General features: G+C 39.5%; 19 protein-coding genes. 8 read left to right on the forward strand and 11 right to left on the reverse strand.

Annotated features, from left to right (window positions below):
* The first annotated feature begins 10 nt into the window (after positions 1-10).
* Positions 11-391, forward strand: a complete 381-nt coding sequence (locus C9J46_RS05285; RefSeq protein WP_107206762.1) for an AzlD domain-containing protein — start codon at positions 11-13, stop codon at positions 389-391.
* A gap of 402 nt (positions 392-793) precedes the next feature.
* Here C9J46_RS05285 and C9J46_RS05290 read toward each other — a convergent pair whose 3' ends face one another.
* Positions 794-994: a hypothetical protein gene (locus tag C9J46_RS05290; RefSeq protein ID WP_006644747.1), complete on the reverse strand. Its 201-nt coding sequence runs from the start codon at positions 992-994 to the stop codon at positions 794-796.
* Between the two features lie 633 nt (positions 995-1627).
* Here C9J46_RS05290 and pdxY point away from each other — a divergent pair.
* Positions 1628-2485, forward strand: a complete 858-nt coding sequence (pdxY, locus tag C9J46_RS05295) for a pyridoxal kinase PdxY (RefSeq protein WP_107206763.1) — start codon at positions 1628-1630, stop codon at positions 2483-2485.
* 67 nt (positions 2486-2552) lie between these two features.
* Here pdxY and C9J46_RS05300 read toward each other — a convergent pair whose 3' ends face one another.
* From C9J46_RS05300 to C9J46_RS05320, 5 genes are all read right to left on the reverse strand, one after another.
* Positions 2553-3332, reverse strand: a complete 780-nt coding sequence (locus C9J46_RS05300) for an ABC transporter permease (RefSeq protein WP_233217691.1) — start codon at positions 3330-3332, stop codon at positions 2553-2555.
* Complete coding sequence (locus C9J46_RS05305; protein ID WP_107206764.1) at positions 3325-3993, reverse strand: ATP-binding cassette domain-containing protein; 669 nt, start codon at positions 3991-3993, stop codon at positions 3325-3327. Before C9J46_RS05305 ends, C9J46_RS05300 begins: the two co-directional genes overlap by 8 nt.
* Before the next feature lie 211 nt (positions 3994-4204).
* The gene (locus C9J46_RS05310; RefSeq protein WP_006644751.1) at positions 4205-4414 is read right to left on the reverse strand and encodes a cold-shock protein; all 210 of its coding nucleotides are present in this window, start codon (positions 4412-4414) and stop codon (positions 4205-4207) included.
* A gap of 424 nt (positions 4415-4838) precedes the next feature.
* A complete protein-coding gene (locus C9J46_RS05315) occupies positions 4839-6824 on the reverse strand; it encodes a bifunctional UDP-sugar hydrolase/5'-nucleotidase (protein ID WP_107287497.1) in 1986 nt (661 codons plus the stop codon).
* 299 nt (positions 6825-7123) lie between these two features.
* Positions 7124-8968 carry a hybrid-cluster NAD(P)-dependent oxidoreductase gene (locus C9J46_RS05320; RefSeq protein WP_199190630.1) on the reverse strand — a complete coding sequence of 615 codons (1845 nt, stop codon included), beginning with the start codon at positions 8966-8968 and terminating at the stop codon, positions 7124-7126.
* 207 nt (positions 8969-9175) lie between these two features.
* Between C9J46_RS05320 and C9J46_RS05325 the strand changes: the two genes are divergently transcribed.
* On the forward strand, positions 9176-9748 hold the full coding sequence (locus C9J46_RS05325) for a cytochrome b/b6 domain-containing protein (protein WP_107290631.1): 573 nt from the start codon (positions 9176-9178) through the stop codon (positions 9746-9748).
* A 177-nt stretch (positions 9749-9925) separates the two neighbouring features.
* On the opposite strand, the gene C9J46_RS05330 is transcribed toward C9J46_RS05325, so the two are convergent.
* Positions 9926-10597: a type 1 glutamine amidotransferase domain-containing protein gene (locus tag C9J46_RS05330; RefSeq protein ID WP_107246434.1), complete on the reverse strand. Its 672-nt coding sequence runs from the start codon at positions 10595-10597 to the stop codon at positions 9926-9928.
* A 110-nt stretch (positions 10598-10707) separates the two neighbouring features.
* Here C9J46_RS05330 and C9J46_RS05335 point away from each other — a divergent pair, with 110 nt between their 5' ends.
* Positions 10708-11598 (forward strand): LysR family transcriptional regulator, encoded by an 891-nt coding sequence (locus C9J46_RS05335; RefSeq protein WP_107290632.1) that lies wholly within the window; start codon positions 10708-10710, stop codon positions 11596-11598.
* Between the two features lie 137 nt (positions 11599-11735).
* Entirely contained in the window at positions 11736-12293 is a 558-nt protein-coding gene (locus C9J46_RS05340) for a sugar O-acetyltransferase (protein WP_045150568.1), read from the forward strand.
* Positions 12294-12645: 352 nt separating this feature from the next.
* On the opposite strand, the gene C9J46_RS05345 is transcribed toward C9J46_RS05340, so the two are convergent.
* A complete protein-coding gene (locus C9J46_RS05345; protein ID WP_107290633.1) occupies positions 12646-13452 on the reverse strand; it encodes a GIY-YIG nuclease family protein in 807 nt (268 codons plus the stop codon).
* 418 nt (positions 13453-13870) lie between these two features.
* Positions 13871-15382 carry an Eco57I restriction-modification methylase domain-containing protein gene (locus tag C9J46_RS05350; protein ID WP_107290634.1) on the reverse strand — a complete coding sequence of 504 codons (1512 nt, stop codon included), beginning with the start codon at positions 15380-15382 and terminating at the stop codon, positions 13871-13873.
* Between the two features lie 129 nt (positions 15383-15511).
* Between C9J46_RS05350 and C9J46_RS05355 the strand changes: the two genes are divergently transcribed.
* Positions 15512-16492 (forward strand): BsuBI/PstI family type II restriction endonuclease, encoded by a 981-nt coding sequence (locus tag C9J46_RS05355; protein ID WP_107290635.1) that lies wholly within the window; start codon positions 15512-15514, stop codon positions 16490-16492.
* Between the two features lie 316 nt (positions 16493-16808).
* On the opposite strand, the gene C9J46_RS05360 is transcribed toward C9J46_RS05355, so the two are convergent.
* Complete coding sequence (locus C9J46_RS05360) at positions 16809-17573, reverse strand: TerC family protein (RefSeq protein ID WP_045083054.1); 765 nt, start codon at positions 17571-17573, stop codon at positions 16809-16811.
* A 648-nt stretch (positions 17574-18221) separates the two neighbouring features.
* Between C9J46_RS05360 and mltC the strand changes: the two genes are divergently transcribed.
* Positions 18222-19340 carry a membrane-bound lytic murein transglycosylase MltC gene (gene mltC, locus C9J46_RS05370; protein WP_107246442.1) on the forward strand — a complete coding sequence of 373 codons (1119 nt, stop codon included), beginning with the start codon at positions 18222-18224 and terminating at the stop codon, positions 19338-19340.
* Between the two features lie 64 nt (positions 19341-19404).
* Here mltC and murQ read toward each other — a convergent pair whose 3' ends face one another.
* Positions 19405-20304, reverse strand: coding sequence for an N-acetylmuramic acid 6-phosphate etherase (murQ, locus tag C9J46_RS05375; protein WP_107290673.1), 900 nt, complete (start codon positions 20302-20304; stop codon positions 19405-19407).
* 150 nt (positions 20305-20454) lie between these two features.
* Here murQ and C9J46_RS05380 point away from each other — a divergent pair, with 150 nt between their 5' ends.
* Positions 20455-21276, forward strand: a complete 822-nt coding sequence (locus C9J46_RS05380; protein WP_233217692.1) for a MurR/RpiR family transcriptional regulator — start codon at positions 20455-20457, stop codon at positions 21274-21276.
* Positions 21277-21387 lie beyond the last annotated feature (111 nt).

The following is a 21387-nucleotide window of genomic DNA, read 5'->3' on the forward strand; positions in this document are numbered from 1 at the left end:
GGCTACTATTATGGATTCTCATACACATATCGTTTTAAGTAATGAATTTGTAATTTACTTATCATTAGTCATGGCGGTAGCCACTTTTGTTATCCGTTTCGCGGTTATTGGTATGGCAGGACGCTTCAATATGTCTGAGCGTTTTAAAAAGACATTACGCTTTGTTCCTGTAACAGTATTGCCAGCAATCATTGCAGTAGAAATTCTAGGTAAAGGTTCAAACTTTGCCTTTAACCTTGAAAACCCGAAAGTACTCGCTGCGATTGTTTGTACTATCGTCAGCCTACGCTTTGGACTGATCTGGGTCGTAATTAGTGGCTTAATCTCATTAGTGATATTCCAAAATTACCTAGAGCCAATTACCCAGTTTTTAACGCATTTCATGGCGTAACCATTAAAACTGATACACAAAAAAATCCCGAGTTAAACTCGGGATTTTTTTTAACTGACGTTCATCCAATAACAATTTTTTGATTCGGTTGCCTGTTTACATGAGTTCAACATGTAGCACAGTAGAAAAAATATGATATTAAAGACAATTCTTTATCATCCTTTCAAAACTAAATATCACCAGTGAACGTAAGCACCTTGAGATAACTGATTTATATAAAAGTAGCGAAGCATAAACTTATCTATTCTAAATGTATTTATATAAAGAAATCATTAATAGTAATGAACAGTTAATTTTTAATACCATAAAACAAAACAGCCCAAGATATAATAGTTATATTATTTCTTAGGCTGAATGTTATTCTCATAATCTATAGAAAGTATGAGTTATAATTTATCGTTTTTAGATGAAACGAATTTTTACTGCTTTTAGCTTATTGCTTGAATCGTCTAGAGAAAACTCAACCATACTACCAGATGAAGGCTGTGAATGACTGCATACTTGAGATGCGTCAAAACGAATATCGCCACCAAGATCGCTTGTAATTAAGCCAATCTTTTCTACTGGGTTGAAGCTACGAATAATACCTGTTTGTGAAGTCATAGTTATATTTCCTTTCAGCCCAAACAGCGCTTTAAATTAGCGGTTTTGTTTGTGGCTATCAATTTGAGTTCGAATAGTTAAAACCACCAATTAATAATAATTGCGGTAATTATCGTTTTACTCATTGACCTACTACTTCTGAGCTAAAAGATCACCCTTCTTTTAGCCGATCATTGCGCCTATCGTTTGCAACAATAACGAATAACAATGTTAGAAATGACGTTTTGATAAAAAAAACACATGAGGTCCGAGTAACAGACGAGACAGACATTAAACGCTAAATTTTATTCTGTAAATATTTTTATGTCTTTTTTTTGTAAAAAACTGTGGGTAACCACTGAATAAAAACCTTACTCATTGTTTTTTAAATAAAAAAATATCGTTTTTTATTTATTATAAAAACCATAAAACGGTCAAAAAACAAACGACAACAGAGGAAAAAACCTATAATAAAACAATCTTCAATTATAAATAACACACTCTCATCTAAAATAAGTCGATAATAATATAAATAATCGTCTATTTTTTAATCTGCATAAATGAAAGGAATAATTACGATATAAAATGACTAGGTTTCTTATATAAGCAAGGGTAAAGTATGCTTAAAGAGACCGAAGGTTATAAGGAACTTCGATGAAAGGTATTCTATCTATTCAATCACATGTAGTGTATGGTCACGCAGGAAATAGCTCTGCTGTTTTTCCTATGCAACGTATGGGATTTGAAGTATGGCCGCTTAATACTGTGCAATTTTCTAATCACACCCAATATAAAGAAGGTTGGACGGGCAAAGCTTTCTCTGGTGATGATATTAGTGAGCTTGTTGCAGGTATTGAAAGCATTGATCAATTAAAGAACTGCGAAGCTGTATTGACAGGCTATCAAGGTAGTGCAGCGCAATGTCTTGCTATTATCGATACTGTGAAAAAAGTTAAACAGCAAAATCCTAATGCGATTTATATCTGTGATCCTGTAATGGGTGACCCAGAAAAAGGCTGTATTGTTGCCGATGGTATTGCTGAATACCTAATTAATGATGTAATGCCTATTGCTGATGCTATCGTACCGAATCAATTTGAACTAAGCCAATTTGTCGGTATGGAAATCCATAACCTTGCTGATGCTGTTACTGCATGTCAAAAAGCCTTAACAATGGGCCCAAAAATGGTACTGGTTAAGCACTTACACAGTATATCTGATGATAAGTTTACGATGATGTTAGCAACGCAAAAGGGTTGTTTCCTTGCACAGCGTCCGCATCTTAAGTTTGATAAACAGCCAGTAGGTGTCGGTGATTTGATCTCATCATTATTTACTGCAGGGCTATTGAAAGACTGGACACCAGAACAGGCTTTTGAACATGCGCACAATGCCTGCTACGCAGTGTTAAAAGAAACACATAAACGTGGCGAATGGGAATTACAAACCATTGCAGCACAAGATGAAATTGTATCACCAAGTGAAATTTTTCCGATTAGCGAAATTAACTAAGTGAACACTAACAATCTTAATTAAAAAAGCAGCTTAATTGCTGCTTTTTTATTGTCGGAAATAGTACTTATTGCACCTCACCATAAGCATTGAATGTTACCCGCCTAACAATGCTCAAGGTAGTCGCTACCGAAATTACGCCAGAAATAAAAATCGCTACCATAATCACTAGTTGGTATTTCACTGCCACCAGCGGTGCCGCTCCACCTAAAATTTGTCCCGTCATCATTCCAGGTAAACTGACAATCCCTAATGTCATCATCGCGGCTAATTGGGGAGTTAATGCTGCTTTTACTGCTGTCTGTATAAACGGCAAGGCAGGATCAGGAGCGCCTAATGACAAGTAATACTGATATTCATGATGGTTATCTTTTAATAGGCTCCCCCAGCGAGATAAGGCTAATACATTTGCCATTAAGCTATTACCAAGCAGCATTCCCGCAATTGGGATCATATACTGTGCTTGCCACCAAGGGTCGACTTGAATCACCCCTATCAGCATGACAGGCAAAGCAACCAATAATGCAGCACACTGCCCTGTTATTACCGCAGGCAACACACGCTTTACATTCACCTCTGCCCGTTTACAAATCGTATAGCTTGCCACTAATGCCATGATTGTTAGCCACAGCATATTTATTGCCACACTCTGCAAACCAAACAAGGTATGAAGATAAATACCCACAACAGATAACTGAAGTGTCATGCGTAATACGCCATTAATTAAAGTGCGATTTAACCCTAATTGCCAACGCTGAAACAAGAACATGGGGATAAGTAATAACAGGTAGAAGCCCGCCATCGCCAGCCAATGAATATCCAAAGTACTATTGATTGATTCAGACATTACACTCATCCTTACTTAACGACATAGCATGCACATGTGTTGCACTTGCTAACCAAACAGGATCATGTGATACAGAAACACAAATAATTGTTAGCTCAGAAAGCAATTGAATAATTCGATCTCGCCCTGAAGGATCAAGGGCGGATGTGGGCTCATCCATCAACCACACATTGCGCTGCATTAATATGCTTCTAGCGATGGCTACACGCTGCTTTTCGCCCCCAGAAAGAGTATCAATAGGCTTGTCTAATAACACCGTAATACCCGCTTGTGATAAAGCAGATAAACACAACTCATCGTTAGGTACAGGAAAATGAGTAATGGCTTTTAAACGCCAAGGAAGATGTAAGACATCACGTACACATTCTCCGCCCATAACGGCTTGTTGTGGCAAGTAACAAATGTTTTGACGCCAAAAGTTGAATGCTTTTACATCAATCAATTGTTTATTGAAGGTAACAGTACCTAACTGAGGAGCTTTAAGCCCAGCAATCACTTGTAGCAAGCTACTCTTACCACAACCAGAAACGCCAGATATTGCAAGGTGTTGCCCTTGTTTTATACAAGCAGAAAGCGAGCAATCACTATGCGATTCAAAGCCTGAACGCAATTGATTAAAGGCTAATATATCAATGTGATTTTGAGATGATTCTGATTGCATCCATTGCACCCAAAATACTAAAAACGAACGTTAAGTGTATTGAAGCAAGATAGCGGACTCAAACAGTTTCGTTCAAAATAAAATAACGAAAGACGAAATAGTGGTAAGTAGAGAGATATAGTAGAGATTCTTAGATACGTAATGTTGAATAACAGATACAAAAATGCCGACATAATGTCGGCATTTTTTAAACTTTTAACGTAAAAAAGAATTAAGCTTTTTCAACGTTAGCAGCTTGAGGGCCTTTTTGACCTTGTTCGATATCAAAAGCAACCTTTTGACCTTCAGCAAGAGTCTTGAAACCTTCGCCTGTGATAGCACGGAAGTGAACGAATACGTCAGCGCCGCCGTTGTCTTGAGTGATGAAACCGAAACCTTTTTCTTCGTTAAACCACTTAACGATACCAGTTGATTTAGACATGAGAGTCTCCAATATTTTTTAAATAATTCGCAAAAATGCGTTTGTAGCCAGAAAAGAATTATTTACGTTATAGCTTATGAGTGGAAAGCTTCATGACACTGGTATAGCGTTACAGCGAAGATTTTCTAAAACATAATGTTACATATAAATAGGTCTGACTTACAGGCCGAGGACTATAGTAATGATATTTAGGGAATTGTATAGCTTTATTTTTTAAATAATTTATTTTTTAATCTTATGGGTAACAAAAGCAATATATATCATAAGGTTAAACACGAATAAACCAGTTAATATTCTATTAATATTTCGTGAAAACCGCATTTTCATTGTCTTTTTTAGACGATTCCAAAAAATAAAAAGCACCCTACCGCTTTTATTAATCACATGTAGGGCGCCTACTTTATTTACCTAAAACCGCAAAGGTTTATTTTTGTACGCGATCTAGCGTAACAACTTCATAACTTAGCGGTACAAGGTTAGGACGACTTTGCTGGATATAATCAATCACAGCTTGAGCATCTGTATTACAGCGCATATTGGCGGCTTTACAGTTTGGCGCAGCTCCTTGGTAATTTACTTGGTACTTGTCGCCTACTTTTTCAATGTTCTTAACCTTAAAGCCTGTTAACTTGCCATCAACATAGGCTAAATCGACACGTCCAGAGTGATCCTTTTGCGCTTGATAAACAGGTGTCCAACCATCATTACCCGTTGCGTTATAATTATTTACTGCAACATTGTAGGTTTTATTATCTTGAATTGGCGTCCAAATTGGGTTCTTTTCTGTGCCAGTCATCACCTCAACATTATTAAGCTTGCCTGCTTTATTTGCTGCTGTTTCGGTAAAGCTATAACGAATATGACCGCCATAAGGGAATTTACCCGCATGAGCGCCTTCAGGCAGCGTTGCAGAAACCGTTTGTTGTAATAACTGTTTAATCACAGCACCTTTAAGTGGTACTACAGACATAAAGTTTGAGAACGGTAAAAGCTCTAATGACACATTACCTTCACGGTATTCACCCGCCTCAATATTGGTACGAATGCCACCTGCTCCGATCAAAGCAAAGTCCACTTTCATACCCGTTACTTTTTGAACTTGAGGCTCATTCGCCCAGTAATATTGGCCTTCAGCTATAATAGGCGCGACATCTGAGCCATGCTTATCTGTGCCACGATCGCCAGGACGTCGTTCATGTTTAATTTCTACCGGCACTTGAGCAATAGTTTTACCGTACGCTTTATCTACTGCTGGTTTGTATTTAGTATCAATACGTTGGCGTAATAAAACATCTTCATCTGTGATCGTGATTTTTTCATGATTGTCGATGAATTTTTCAACGATTGCCGTTTGTACAGGGGTAAACATATCGCTTTGTTTACGATCGGCATGATGGTAGAACTCATCGTTACTCAATAAGGTATTGTGACCTGCACACTTTACCACGTCACCGTTCGCATCAAAGCTTACATTTACTCGGCCAATCGCTTGAGCATACTCACCCGCCTGAACAACACATGTTTCCGTTGTACCATTTGGGTTCTTCACCATTTGGGCATATATACCATTATTGTTTAAACCCAAGTCAGCAAAGTCACCTAATAACGTATGTGAGTGACCGCCAACAATAAGATCAATACCGTTAACTTTTGACGCAACATCAAGATCTACTGCATTACCGATATGCGTGAGCGCAATAATATTATCAATCCCCTTGCTCTTTAGCATATCGACGGTGGCTTGTGCCGTTTTCACCATATCGTAAAATTTCACATCACCCGTATTAGGTGCAATATTTGCCATGTTATCTAAGGCAATACCAAATACCGCAACAAGATTTTTATCTTTAGGTAAGTGGTTAATATCTTTAACGACTGTCTTGTTATTGCCATCAAAAGCAAAAATTTGGTAAGGACGTAAGTTAGTTTGATCTTTCAAATCAGCATCTTGGCTAGCATCTACGTTAGCTGCAAGCACAGGGAAATTAACACTACCGATAAAAGCATTTAATTTTTTATTATTTAAATCAAATTCATGGTTACCTAATGCCATCGCATCTAAGCCCATTTTGCTTAGCATATCGGCGTTCATTGCGCCGTGGTTTAGCTTAAAGTAAGCACTACCTTGCCAAGCATCACCACCGTGTAAGAACAGTAAGCTTTGATTTTCTTTTTTAGCTTCAGCTTTATATTCTTTCGCCATCGTTTGCAGGCGAGGATAGCCACCAAACTCGTTATAAACTTTGGTATCGTCAGCTTTAAAACTCGATTTTACGGGGTCAAAATTAGAGTGGGTATCATTAATATGTGCGACCGTTAGCGTAAAAGGTTGGTGTTGAACGATAGGCGTTGTAGCACACCCTGAAATAGCTAAAGTGATAGAAAGTGCGATAAGAGGTTTGCTAAACATACGAGATCCTTACTCTATTGTAATCGTTTGCGCGAGCAGCATACTCCACATTTAAAACCTTTTCAGCAATAGAACTCAAAATAATATTCTTTCAAACCAACTTTTTATTTTGAATATATAAAAATGGCTTCTATGCTTACCTTCCAGTTGAAAGTACATAAGAAGCCATCTAAATAACAAAGTTATTGCAATTGTTGACCTTTGTATTCACCCGTCAACGTTTTAAGGTAAGCGATGATTTATCAATATCACCTTGACTTATAATCATCGACATCGCCTCCTAAATTACCTGTAGCTCACTATTTAATGATTTCTAGATCACTTCTAGGCACACAGCAACATGCTAGTACTTTTCCTTCAGCACGCTCTTGCGATGAAAGTGCTGGAACCTCTGGTTGTTCTACCTCTCCAGATTTCACTGTGACCTTACAAACCCCACAAAAACCAGCACGACAGCTATAATCCATCTTAATACCAGCCGTTTCTGCTTGCTCTAATAACGTCGCTTGGTTATTCCCTTGGAAAAGCTGTCCATCAATTGATAATTCGACCGTCTTTTTTTCTTCGAGTGCATGACGTACAGGCCCAAACGCTTCTTGGTGATAACGAGAAGCTGCCATGCCCATATTGAGCAATAACTTTTTCGCCGACGACATAAAGGCATCAGGACCACAAACAAATACCTGACGTTTATCTAAATCACTCATCATGGCTAAATGACCAATGCTTAGTCGTCCAGATTCACCTTGCCAGTCGCGTTTGGGTTGCGTTAATACGATACGTAAATCAAGAGAAGGATGCTTCTCTTCTATTGCGCGTAATTCCTCTAAATAAGGAATATCAGCTTCAGTACGGCATTGATGATAAAACACTACATCACGCACTAAATCATGATCGGATAAATATCGTAGCATCGACATCATTGGCGTTACACCACTCCCCCCCGAGAGCAATAATAATTTATCCGTATGTACCCCTAGGTGAAAATCACCACTCGGCGATTCAGACACCAATGTATCACCGACTTGAAAATGCTCATGTAACCAATTAGAGATGCGACCGTCATTAACTCGTTTTACTGATATTGCATAACGCCCAGGACGTGATGGGCTAGAAGATAATGTATAGCGACGAGAAATATATTCACCATTCACTTCTAACTGAATAGGTAAATGTTGCCCCGGTAAATAAGTCGGTAACGCTTGGTTTTCTTGATGAGATTCTAGCCAAAATGTAGTGAAATCTTGCGCAATATCTTCACGCTCGACACACGTAAGCTGTAATTTTTGTTCACTATTATCTGGATATATTTCTTTCGGTTTCGTTTCTAATATTTCAATGGTGTCACCAACAGAAATAATACCTTCATTAAGTGCCACAAGATTTTGTCCGAAATAGACATTACCCGTTTCATCTGAGCGGAATTTTGCCATCGTAACCAACGGCTCTTTACTTTCGCTAAACGTTGCTGATTTAGGATCGACCGTAGTTAAAATGCATCGAGCACAAGGTTTGACCGCTTCAAACTCTACTTCACCGATCCGAATACGTTTCCAACCGTCTTCTGCGAACGCTTCCGTATTACTCACCACTAAATTGGTTCTAAACTGATCCATGGTGTGGTGTTCACTACTACGCGCATTAAGCGCTTGAAGCGAGGCTTCACTGATCACTAATAACGGATAACCATCAGCAAAACTCACATTTTGACTAATTTTAGGACGCACACGGTTTGATTGCTCACCCGTAAATAACAACTGAACAGGTTGCCCTAGTACGTCACTAAACCATGCATTGGCTTGCTCCGTCGTGGTATAGGCGATGAATGTATCTGCCCACACGGTTGAGGATGCTTCTGCCATAGCAAATTGAGCATACTTCAATACTAAACAGGCTTTACCTTCATAGCTCAGTACGATGCCATCGGCAATTAACGCGGCTTTCACTTTTACCATCTCGGGGGATTTGCGTGCCGTGATCATATCGCCTGATAGGGTCGCAACCATAAAACGACGATCAAAGCTGATCCCCTGTTTTTCGACCCAAACTTTGGATTGGCTGATACCTGCTATTGATTTTACGGGAAAGACATTTAATTGGGATAATTGTGGTGTTTCTGAAGGTGTGCTCACTACTCTCTCCATGACAATATGTGTTGGCAGCAATAGTGTAACACCGTATTAACAGAGCTAAAAAAGAAATCTCTCGATCCTTTTTAAGCTATTTACGCATTAAAAATGCATATTTACTTTACGCGTTTTCATCTACTTTCTTTCTGTCTATTTTGTTCCTTTATGCTAAGTTTCCCTTATCAATCATCTTCTTTTTATACCATCTGATTAAGGTTCACTATGCCGCTACTTCATTCTTTTTGGCGCTACATCAAACATTACTTTCCCAATACGGGGCTGCGCCATATTCATACTTCATTAGCCGCTTTAGTGATCTTACAGATCTTAAATAGTAATTTAGTGCACATGACCCATGCCGGTGAAATCGAAAGTGGCGTTTTCTCTACCCTCTTCTTATGGGTACATATTATTCTTGGCATATTGACCGTTGTCGTCACACTCGCAATGATTAGCTACATGTTAGTTAAACAATCATTTCGTCAATTTTTCCCTTACCTTTTTGGTGACAATGCCGTTTTATTCGATGACTTAAGACAACTACACCACGGTAAATTACCCGAGCCAAGAGAAAAAGGCTTAGGGAATATTATTCAAGGATTAGGTATTGGCGCGTTGATCTTAATTGAAGCCGCAGCACTGATATGGCTGGCGCTGTGGTTAAGTCACTCACCTTATGCCAACGATGTGAGGGAGATCCATAAATCTCTGACAGGTTTAATTGAAGCATACTTAATTGGTCATGGCGGTATGGCACTGCTTCATTTCTTTATTGAACGTAGAAAATTCGCTTAAATTTAAACACGCTTTATCAGCAAAAGCATAGCCTGTAATGTTTGCATCCCATGATAGAACAAACATTACTAGGCTATGATATTTTGCAGTACCGATACGAAATACCATGTTAGTCAATAACTCAAACCCATGTGCTATTTCAAATCAGGTACGTTTTAAACCCTATCAACAATCTAATTACGTCAGCGATGTCACTAACGCCTTTCCAACGCCGTGAGCACTGGTCGGGTTTTGGCCTGTAATCACTCGTTGATCAACGATAACCAGTGTTTGCCAAGGCTGTACTTTACTAAATCGCGCTGCCTTTCTTGAAAGCGCCTCTTCCAGTAAGAATGGAATATGCGTAATCGTACCGAAATCGATTTCTTCTTCACGTGTAAAGCCCGTTACCGATATAGATGCAAGTAGGCTGTCACCATTACTTAATGTAATAGGAAGCAATGCCGCTGGGCCATGACATACCGCCGCTATAACGCCACCGTTTTCGTAATGTTTTGCAGCTAATTGCGCAAAATCAGTATTGGTGGAAAGATCAGATAGCAGACCAAAGCCACCTGGATAAAATACCGCATCGTACTCATCAATATTCACTTGCGAGACGGGGATCGTGTTATTGATTCGGTTCTGAAAATTATCATCCGCCAACACAATGCGGTTTACCTCATCACCTTCGATATCCGTACCATAAAGTGGCGCTTTACCCCCTTTAATCGATGCGATGTCATAGTCAAAACCAGCGGCAGTCAGCTCATGAATAACGTGCGTTATCTCTGGTGAGTAAGTGCCATTCGCTTGGTCAGTATCGCCCAGAGTTGCATGATTCGTTACAGGGATCAGGATCCTTTTCATTGTCTTTTCCTTCAATGATTGAGTTCAAAAACATGTTAATTCAATTCAATATGGCTGATAATATAGAAAATTGGCAAATCATTGTTGTTAAATAGCAAAGATAAAGGTCTATGAATAGTTTCGATGGGATCATTGAATTCGTTGCAGTCGCTGAAAGCCATGGCTTTTCCTCTGCGGCTAAACAGCTCGGTTGCAGCACAAGCCACGTTAGCCGACAAGTCTCAAGGTTAGAAGAGAGATTAGGTGTCGCCTTATTAGCTCGCTCAACCCGACAGGTCAATGTAACCGATGCTGGACAATTGTATTATCAACAATGCAGAGGACTGGTAAATGGGTTACAACAAGCCAGCGAAAGCGTAAACACACAGCAAATAACGCTGAGTGGAACCTTACGCGTCAGCGCTGCTGGTGCATTTGCCGAAGAGCATGTCGCTCCAGCGCTAATGGCATTCGCGAAGTCTTACCCAGATCTTACTATCGAGATGGATTTTAACTCTCGTATGGTGAATTTTATCGAAGATGGTATCGACTTTGCGATCCGTTACGGGGCACTAAAAGATTCAGGTTTAGTCGCGAGAAAACTCGTTGATCGCCCTATGGCTGCGGTTGCCAGCCAAGACTATTTAGCCCGTTATGGAGAGCCAACTCACCCTAGCCAATTGAAACAACATAGCTGTATTATTGCCAATAATGACCACTGGCTCTTTGAAAAAGATGGCAACACAATTAATACCCGTGTTCACGGTCGATGGAAAAGCAATAACTCTAATGCTGTTATCTCGGCATGCGAAGAAGGGCTAGGCATCGCGTACATGCCTAAAAGTAGCCTAGCGAAAGGGGTAGATTCAGGTTCGCTTATTCCGATACTGCAAGATTTTTGGGGTAAAGGTAATAGCAGTTGGATCGTATATCAAAACCAACGTTTTCTTCCTGCGCGTGCTCGCTTGGCAATAGACTATTTAATTCATTATTTCTCTGACTGGGATTCACTACATAAATAAACCCTTAGCCATTGCTTTCATCTTTTGGGTAGATTGGCTCTATTTTCTTGGGGATTACTTACTCAATAACAATCTAAATCAGTAAGTAAACATAACGTTTTTATTTCAAATAACTCTATAGCACGTTGAGAGACAACATGACTGAATTCGAAAAAATGCTTGCCGGTGAAGACTTTGACGGCGGCGCAGACTGTATTAACCAGATTCGTCAAAATGCTTCGAACTTATTACAGACCATTAACCAAAGTACAGATGACTCTCAGCGTCATGAACTATTTCAACAGCTAATGGGAAAGATTTCTGCATCGAGTCACATCCGCTCCCCCTTTTATTGTGAGTTCGGTAAAACGATCTCGATTGGGGAAAAGACCTTCATCAATATGAACGTAACAATGTTGGATGGCGCTAAAATTATTATTGGCAATAACGTAATGATTGGCCCGAACACCCAGCTTTACTGTGCTAGCCATGATCTAAACTATCTCAATCGCCGTAACTGGGAAACCATTTGTGATCCTATTACGATTGAGGACGATGTATGGATTGGGGGCAATGTTGTGATCAATAAAGGTGTGACCATTGGTGCGCGTTCTGTAATTGCCGCTAACTCAGTGGTTAATACCGATGTACCACCTGACTCTCTATATGGTGGAACACCTGCAAAGTTAATCAGAATTATTCATGAGAACCAATAGGCGATCAGGGTTTAGCAATAATCTTATGCATGATGCATAGCCACATAACATAACAAGTTTGTCTAATATGTGAGTTAGCCTAATAGCTAACTCACATATGGACAGAAATCATTTTCGAAAAACCGAATATTATCAAATCATGGATAACTTCAGGTATGGCAAATAGTAAAACTGACGTGCAGGTCGTATCTGATTACGTGTCTAACCTCTGCCTTTCGAAGACCGTGCTCGCCTTGAGAAAAGCATCAAGGCCGCACCCTTCTAGAGCAGATCGCACAATTTACTTATATAGAGGCTCGGGCTTGGATTTAGCGTTGGCTACGCAACGCTAAATCCTTATTTTTTATATGGTTTATGACGCATTGTACCCAAACTTTACAGTCTGTAGTTTTGATTTCCATAAACTCTCACGCTGAATGACTTGCTCTGGAGTCAGAGATGAAGATAGAACTTCAAGAATTGTAAACTTAAAGTGTTTTTCAAAGTAGTCTCGAGTATTTATGGCATAAAGCTCTTTTAGCTCTTTATTATTTCCGTGGTAGCCATAAATATAGTCAGACCAACGCCCCCAGATACCATTGGATCCGTAAGCGGAGCCAACATAGTGCTTTCCTGTTTTAGTATCAGTTAGCAAGTAAACACCAAAAACACTACTTAACGCTACTTTCCAGTCATTGAGCTCATTTTTTATAACTATGCTCATTAATTCAAAACTATGGTTTACGTCATCATAAGATTTAAAGCGCTCACCCTGATATGAATGTTGTGAAAGCGACGATACTTTTGAGTGTGAGAAAATATAATCAGGCGTGAAGACCGTCCCCCTCGTATTATCGCCTTGGTAATCAATTGTTAGGCGACCAATAAGTTCAGAAAACTGACTGCTTAACTTTACCTCATAGTGCTTTGAATCACGGCTAGTAATATCAAAAATGCCACCAAACAAAAATTTTGAGCCAGATATTTGGGCAAAGCTTACTATTTTGTCTTTAACAAAACGTTCCTTTTTCGTCCCTCTATAAATTTGCCAACCAGTCCACTCTTCATGACTTCGAGCCAACACATCAATAGGACGAGTTCCTTCTGGCGATTGTTTTGCCAGATGAAATCGATATTCAGAGTTATTATTTAACTCTGAGAAAATTAAACCCAAATCCATAAATGCCTCTGAACTTGAAAAACCATATAACGCTTATTAAACGATAAATAGACATCTTTCGGCAATGTATCATTCTCATACTAACTCAACTTATAATCAATAAGTTATGACACATGATGGAAAGTTAGGCTGCAAGATGTCGCCTAATGACGAGAATAAACAGTTATCAACTCAATCGAATAAGTTTTAGTAGGGAATACGCACGCCCCCTAAAATGTGTAGAGTATTTGTCCTAAGTAACTTTGGCGCACTTCTGAGTTACGAAGTGTTAACTGTGAAAGTTTTGGACAGTTTGTCGCTGATTTTACTAATTTAGTCGACGACGAATAACTTCAAGTATGGAACACAAAAAATCCCAGTTTTCGATTAAAACTAAAACTGGGAAAGTGATTTGTCATTTATCTACTACTAAAACAACTCAAAGAAAATGCTCAATAATATGATCTACACACTCTTGGTTAAACTCTTCAAAATCATAAGCTTTACCCATATCAATAAGTTGTTCTCTGGTTGGGTAACGTAATGTTCTCAGATCCGTAGCGTTTACTTGGGTATGACCGTTCATTTGACGGAAATACTTATCTACGAGCGAGCTATTTAAAAATACCCAAAGACCTTTAGCAAGATCATCATGTAATGGTTCTCCTAATGCGTGAAAGTAGTTAGTTTTGTTTTCAAAACCTACGACTTCAACGTCTGCTACATCAGCCGTATAGATTGAAGCTACAATTCTACGTTTTTCTTCTTTAGCTGTTAATCTGCGTGTAAGAACATAAGTACCATTCTGAACCATAAGGTTAGCGGTACTTTCATTGCTCAGCAATGCATTAGGCTTTTTAGCATTTTCAACGGGCCATTCAATCGCACATCTTTGTAGGTGTTGAGGAAAAATCAAAGGAACTGAACCATCAACAAAGTCAGTACTTAAATTTTCTCTAGTTCGGAAGTCTACAACTTTACCAGTACTTGCCTGAATACCAAGATCTTCAAGTGAACATGGTAAACCGCCAGCTCTAGTCGCTACATTCTGTTCCTCTTCATCAGTGATAATGTGAATAAATCTGTCTGGATTATTTTCACTTACTACTTGGTTAAAAGGCACTTCATAAACAAATAGCTTTGGATCTTCTGCACAAGAGCTAGAACTAACAATCACAGTGTCTCGTTGGGGCCCACCTTTCGTTAAGTGATACACAACATTTTCTTGAAGAACTTTATCTGCTTTAAATGCTGATTTACGACTATTAAAAACGTGTATTTTGTTTAGCGAACAAGTATCTAGTAGCAGCTTACGGAAGTCATTGAAGTAAGGGCCATTACAGAATGAGCGTGGTGTGATCGCGACAAGCTCACCACCATCTTCTAGTAACTTAATCGCTAGCCCTACAAATGCCGAGTATAAATTACCTGTTTCAAAATCGACTTGCCTTAGAGCTTTACGCTCTTCGCCTTTAGCTGCGATTTTTAAATAAGGTGGGTTTAGAATCGCTTTGTTGTAGTTAGGTATAAAACCCTCACTAAGAAGCCTTTGAACAGAATGTTGAATAAAATCTTCTTCAATTACTGTTTGACTCCATTCCACGTTATTCTCTTCACAAGTATTTGAACATTGACCTAAAGTATCACCCAAGTAATGACTCATTACGCTTGATAGTTCAAAACAAGTAGACTCAATACTTGTAGCATTACCTTTAACTCGTTCTACAAAAGCAGCCGTTAACGATCCAACACCTGCACCTGCATCTAATAAACGATGTTCACCTTCAATATTTTCAAACATATCTGCAAGGAGCATAGATACGGAAGAAGAAGACATAAACTGTCCTAACTTACCTCTAAGTTTTTCGTCAAGTTTTCCATTTGCTTCAACACGATTTACATCTGCAATGTCATTTAGATTGAGGGGGGTTTTTTGAGCCAATTCCGTCATACTTGATCATTTATACAGTAATTCATTGACTTTGCAGTATCGCAAAAAACCTGCACTAAAGGAAGAAAAAAACCTGCACATAGGTTACATTGTGGGACCTGTTAGTTTAATGGCAGATAAATCAATAAAATGAGAGATAAAAAACTAGAACAAGCTAAAGAAATTCTCAAAGCTCTAGGCTTACCAAGACAGCAATACAACGATAGATCCGCTTGGGTCTTTCTGGCTCTTGCTAATGTAAAACCAAATGACGATTGGAGTGTGGCAAATTCACCACTTCTCCCGACCGTTAATATTATGGATTTTATTCGCTCTGAGTATGGTAAAGATTACAAACCAAACTCTCGCGAAACAATTAGAAGACAAACGTTACACCAATTTGATCAAGCTCAGATCGTCGATAGAAATCGAGATAACCCTGCTAGAGCTACGAATAGCAAAGACAATAACTACTCATTAAATCAGCCTATAATCGAGATTCTACATGCTTACCCTAATGGAGATTGGGAAGAATTGGTTCAAAAATTCCTTGATGAAGTTCCTACTCTGCAAGCTATGTACGAGCGAACTATCAATAAAGAAAAGATTCCTGTTCAATTACCTAATGGTAATGAGATAAAACTATCACCGGGAGCTCACAACCAACTTCACGCTGATATTGTTCACGAATTTTGCCCTAGATTTGTAGGTGAGGGTGGTAAAGTTCTCTATATCGGTGATACAGCAAGTAGCCGTGATGAGGGGGGAAAACATATGGTTTTAGAAACTGAGTATCTAGAATCACTTAAAGTTCCTCCAATGTCTCACGACAAACTACCAGACGTGGTTGTTTATGATGAAAAACGTCAATGGTTGTTTTTAATTGAAGCTGTAACAAGTCACGGACCTGTAAGCCCCAAACGATGGATTGAATTGGAAGAAGCTCTTGAGGATTGTACTGTTGGGCGTGTTTATGTCACGGCTTTTCCTCATAGAGCAGAGTTTCGGAAAAACGCTGCTGATATTGCGTGGGAGACTGAGGTTTGGATTGCTGATAATCCTGACCATATGATTCACTTCAATGGTGATCGATTTCTTGGCCCACACAACAATAAACCTGAGATTAGCTAATATCAACTTGCCCTGAAATTTTCAGGGCTTGTGCCACTAAACACCGGATAAGTTTAAGTAAGGGAAATGTAAATAAATAGATTGTTAATGAGTATTTACTATATCTAATAAAGGGGCAAAAATAAGTTAGGACACTAAAAATTAAGCCTGTGATGACTCATATTATACGTGTGAAAAGACTTTCGTTTAGTTAAATATAACAATGCAATTTGGTTACAAACCAACAGTAATAAATAAACGATGAAGGTTTTATACTGCAAAAATAAAAAAGCAGAGCACATAGGCTCTGCTTTTATATTATCTGTCGAATACGCGGTTATTTTACTTTAACTGCCCAGCCACATTGCTGTGGGTAGATACGACGAATAATTGTCTTATTTCGCTTTTTCAATAGGATGTGGCAGGTTTCAATTAATAAACCAAATGCCATCGCAAAATACACATATCCTTTATTCAAATGAATCGCAAAACCTTCAGCCATTAACATACCACCTAACATTACTAAGAATAGTAGTGCTAATGTTTTCAAGCCCGGATAGCGCAATACATAATCGTTGATCTTCTCAGCACACAGTACCATCACAACTGCTGACGCTAAAATTGCAGCAACCATCAGTGGGACTTCACTTGTCATACCTACCGCTGTGATCACAGAGTCCATAGAGAACACCGCATCCACCGCTACGATTTGCAGCAAGACTAAAGCAATACCTGCTCGTACTTTGCTGGCTTCTTGGTGATGAGCACCAGAGAAACACATCCACAATTCTTTTAAGCTTTTCGCTAATAAGAATGCACCACCACCAATCATGATCAAATCACGACCAGAGAACGGAGAATCAGCAATAGAGAATAACGGTTGAGTTAATGACATTACCCAACTGATTGAGAACACAAGACCAATACGCGCAGCAACTGCTAGTGCAATACCTAGGTTACGGGCTAATTTTCGTTGATGTTCTGGTAATCGCTCACATAGCACTGAAATAAACACAATATTGTCGACACCTAATACCACTTCTAAGGCAAATAAGGTCGCAAATATCATCATTGCTTCAGGTTGAAGGAAAAGATCTAGCATTGAATAGACTCCTTAACAAAGGAGTTTAGGAAAAGAGAACAACTCGTGGGGTCGTCCATATGTATTTTATACCTCTTAAAATTAAAGTCGCGCTATTCAACCACAACCATTGCGAATAACAATTGAGATTTTGTAACAACATGTAAGCGACGCCTACCGTATGACTCATCCAGAGTGGCGATTAATGGTAGTAGTAAAATACACGGTAAAAATAATCTTGAATTCTTCCTCTCAAAATGGAAACTCTATATTTTACTTTTTGTTAAATATAGAGCGATAATGAAACATAATTTCTGGTTATTAATTGCATTTGTAAGCATTTTTTCAACATCTACTCAGGCCAAGTTCTCGTCGACACGCTACATTCAGTGAGTAATGGCTTAGCGGAAAAACAGTATTTAACAGCCGAAACGTCAGCTCACAGAAAGAAAAGAAAACCGAGAGTACCTCGAAAAGGGATGGAACAACATCAAAGATGATGACGATGTAGAAAACCACTGGAATAACTATCTCGCTCAACAAGCACGTGAACGTAAACAACGTGCAGAACAACATAAATTTGTCGATAATTTAACGTCTGATCTTAATAAAGCTATCCGTGATGCCGCCAATACCCATTAATCACGGAAATATGTGGTAAGGATAACCATGAAAAAAGCATTGCTCATTATTACAACCTGTTTACTTGCCGCTGGGTGTTCATCAAACCAAGTTGAATGTCTCTATAACTGCAAGCCCACTTATCCCAATCATAGCGGGAATATAAGCACTGGTAATGTGAATAATGAGCAAGCCATGCAGGCCTTATTGGCTTATCTTGGTGTGCAAGTGAAAAAGCAATGGGGCGATGACGAATACCTGCAAGCAGGAAAACACCGTTATGTGAAATACTTTGATGGTTATCGTACACGTGCGCACATTGATTTTGATAACGGGAAAATTTACGTTTCAACGGTTGCTCAATACGCCCCCGAAGCCACACTGAAAAAAGCGATTGAAGAAACCTTGCTGATGCCAGCCGATCCTTCTCAAGTGGATTTGTTCAGTGACAAATCAATTCCCCTTAACGGTAAGCCTTTCTTACTGGGGCAAGTTAAAGATCATGATAACCAAGATATTCAATGGCCTTGGCGCGCTGGGCGTTTTGCTGATTATCTGATTGAAAATAAGCTGCACACCAAGCCACTCAAACGAGGCACAGCTTACTATGTTGAAATCGATATGGTGAGTGATCACCTTGAGCAACGTGAATACCAATATGCGGATTTAATTAAGCGAGCTTCTCGCCAATACGGTATTTCAGAAGATCTTATCTATGCGGTGGTAAAAACTGAAAGTAGTTTTAACCCGTTTGCTGTCAGCCACGCAGGGGCTTACGGTTTAATGCAAGTGATCCCGAAAACAGCAGGGGCGGATGTATTTAAACTGGTGAAGAACAAACCGGGGATACCAACCAAAGACTACCTGTTTGATCCGGCTAACAACATTGATACGGGGACCGCTTATTTGCACATTTTACAAACCCGCTATTTAAGGGATGTGCGAAATCCTACCACTAAGCATTACAGTATGATTTCCGCTTATAACAGTGGTGCAGGTGGCGTGTTATCAACCTTTGATTCAGATAGACAGCGAGCCATGGATAAGCTCAATCAATTGCAACCCAATCAAGCCTATTGGGCGCTCACAAATAAGCACCCAAAACTTGAAGCGCGCCGATACTTAGAAAAAGTGCTGAACTTCCAAAAAGAATTTCAAAATTTATAACCGCCTATAGCACTAACAAAGCCCTATCATCGACCATCGAGATAGGGCTTTGTGTTTTGTATCATTAGGCTTGGATGGCTTGGCGAGTAAATCCGTTATTTTTCGCTAATAAGTCTGCGGCTGTTTGAGCATCAACACCAGCTAAGATCATCACAATCGCGGTTTTACAATGACCATTACAGGCAGTTAATACGCGTTCTGCTTCTTCACGGCGACATTCGGTTGCTTGCATCACAATGTTTTTCTGGCGTTCAACCAGCTTAGCGTTGGTTGCTTCCACATCCACCATTAAATTGCCATACACTTTACCAACCCGGATCATCGCCCCTGTTGTCAGCATATTTAGCACTAACTTTTGCGCTGTCCCTGCTTTCATACGTGATGATCCCGTTACAACCTCTGCCCCAACCACTGGCGTGATAGCGACATCGGCAACAACAGCCATTGGGCTTTGTGGGTTACAACTAATAGACGCGACCATCGCATTTTGTGATTTGGCATATTCCATCGCACCAAGCACATAAGGAGTACGTCCACTGGCTGCAATGCCCACTAACACATCTTTTGAGTTAAAGTTCAGATCAATCAGATCTTGTGCGCCCATTTCACGATTGTCTTCTGCGTTTTCTACCGCTTTTAAAATCGCTTTATGGCCACCAGCTATTAAGCCAACAACCTGCTCTGGCTTACTACCATAGGTTGGCGGGCACTCACTGGCATCTAAAATACCTAATCGACCTGATGTACCTGCACCTACGTAAATTAAACGTCCACCTTGTTGAAAAGCCGCTGCAATAGCATCAACGACAATGGCGATTTCAGGTAATACTTGTTCAACCGCTAACGCGACTTTTTTATCTTCATTGTTGATCACCTTTAGCATCTCAACCGTGGATAACATATCGATATTTTGGCTTGCCGTATTGCGACTTTCTGTGACGAGTTGGGTCAGATCAATCTTCAAGGTTTTCATCCTAGTTTATTCGTTCTTTATTCATCATATTCAACAAGCGTATCAGGCTCTAGATTCTTGTTCGCGATTAACATAACGCTGTAAATATCACGGTAACTCAGTGTTTTTCAGGCTATTATCAAGATAAATGCTCGAACTGTTATGACTATGACTGCACTTGATAAAATCGCCAACCTACAATCACAATTCTCCCCTAATGGTCAAAAGATTGCGACCTTGGTTTTAGCACAACCTGAATTAGTGGTTTCACTGTCATCACAAGAGCTTGCGAAAGCGGCCAATGTTAGTCAATCGAGTATTGTAAAATTTACTCAGCGTATTGGTTTTAAAGGATTTCCTGCCTTTAAAATGGCGATCAGTGAAGAATTAGCAAGGCACAATACCATCGGCGGTAATGTGCTAAATCAATTATCGACTCAACCAGAGCCCAATAACACGCTTGCGAGTAGCTTAAGTAAAATGGCGCAACAAAAAGCCAATGCCATTATTGATACAACCAAAGCTATCGATACTCAATTACTGACCGATATTGCAGCAAGATTAAGCCAAGCCCAACGGATTCAACTCGTCGGACTGGGAGCAAATGCCATTATTACCCGTGATTTTAATGATAAATTGCTAGCCTTAGGTTTACCTGTTATTCACAGTAAAGATCATGCATTGCAAAGTACCATCGCCAACACACTAACAGAGCAAGACGTGCTTTTTGTGATCAGCAATAATAGTGAACAACCTATTTTACAACTTACAGCCCATGCCGCTAAGCTTCATGGCGCTGGCATTATTGTCATAAGCACACCCGACGATTTACTGCTTAACTCGCTTGCAGATATGAAGCTCAATATAATTTGTGAGCCACCACTGCATAGCATTGCGAATCAGCATTTCAATTTACACCTTGCAGCACAACAAACGCTGACCGACATCATTTGCATTGCCTTACAACAAGAGCTAAATCGCTGAATTTATTTTTTGTTACCTCTAACGGCGTAATATAAGGGAACCCTATTTTTGCTATACTGTCTGACTATATTATTTGGGCAGTATATCTTTGCCAGTAATCTGCAATGCCGA

The organism is Photobacterium sp. GB-36 (assembly GCF_003026135.1).
GTDB lineage: Bacteria > Pseudomonadota > Gammaproteobacteria > Enterobacterales > Vibrionaceae > Photobacterium.

Bases quoted from the DNA above. Each gene is read 5' to 3' on its own strand.
- C9J46_RS05285 (WP_107206762.1), top strand. From the start codon at position 11: ATGGATTCTCATACACATATCGTTTTAAGTAATGAATTTGTAATTTAC.
- C9J46_RS05290 (WP_006644747.1), bottom strand. From the start codon at position 994: ATGACTTCACAAACAGGTATTATTCGTAGCTTCAACCCAGTAGAAAAG.
- pdxY (WP_107206763.1), top strand. From the start codon at position 1,628: ATGAAAGGTATTCTATCTATTCAATCACATGTAGTGTATGGTCACGCA.
- C9J46_RS05300 (WP_233217691.1), bottom strand. From the start codon at position 3,332: ATGTCTGAATCAATCAATAGTACTTTGGATATTCATTGGCTGGCGATG.
- C9J46_RS05305 (WP_107206764.1), bottom strand. From the start codon at position 3,993: ATGCAATCAGAATCATCTCAAAATCACATTGATATATTAGCCTTTAAT.
- C9J46_RS05310 (WP_006644751.1), bottom strand. From the start codon at position 4,414: ATGTCTAAATCAACTGGTATCGTTAAGTGGTTTAACGAAGAAAAAGGT.
- C9J46_RS05315 (WP_107287497.1), bottom strand. From the start codon at position 6,824: ATGTTTAGCAAACCTCTTATCGCACTTTCTATCACTTTAGCTATTTCA.
- C9J46_RS05320 (WP_199190630.1), bottom strand. From the start codon at position 8,968: ATGGAGAGAGTAGTGAGCACACCTTCAGAAACACCACAATTATCCCAA.
- C9J46_RS05325 (WP_107290631.1), top strand. From the start codon at position 9,176: ATGCCGCTACTTCATTCTTTTTGGCGCTACATCAAACATTACTTTCCC.
- C9J46_RS05330 (WP_107246434.1), bottom strand. From the start codon at position 10,597: ATGAAAAGGATCCTGATCCCTGTAACGAATCATGCAACTCTGGGCGAT.
- C9J46_RS05335 (WP_107290632.1), top strand. From the start codon at position 10,708: ATGAATAGTTTCGATGGGATCATTGAATTCGTTGCAGTCGCTGAAAGC.
- C9J46_RS05340 (WP_045150568.1), top strand. From the start codon at position 11,736: ATGACTGAATTCGAAAAAATGCTTGCCGGTGAAGACTTTGACGGCGGC.
- C9J46_RS05345 (WP_107290633.1), bottom strand. From the start codon at position 13,452: ATGGATTTGGGTTTAATTTTCTCAGAGTTAAATAATAACTCTGAATAT.
- C9J46_RS05350 (WP_107290634.1), bottom strand. From the start codon at position 15,382: ATGACGGAATTGGCTCAAAAAACCCCCCTCAATCTAAATGACATTGCA.
- C9J46_RS05355 (WP_107290635.1), top strand. From the start codon at position 15,512: ATGAGAGATAAAAAACTAGAACAAGCTAAAGAAATTCTCAAAGCTCTA.
- C9J46_RS05360 (WP_045083054.1), bottom strand. From the start codon at position 17,573: ATGCTAGATCTTTTCCTTCAACCTGAAGCAATGATGATATTTGCGACC.
- mltC (WP_107246442.1), top strand. From the start codon at position 18,222: ATGAAAAAAGCATTGCTCATTATTACAACCTGTTTACTTGCCGCTGGG.
- C9J46_RS05380 (WP_233217692.1), top strand. From the start codon at position 20,455: ATGACTATGACTGCACTTGATAAAATCGCCAACCTACAATCACAATTC.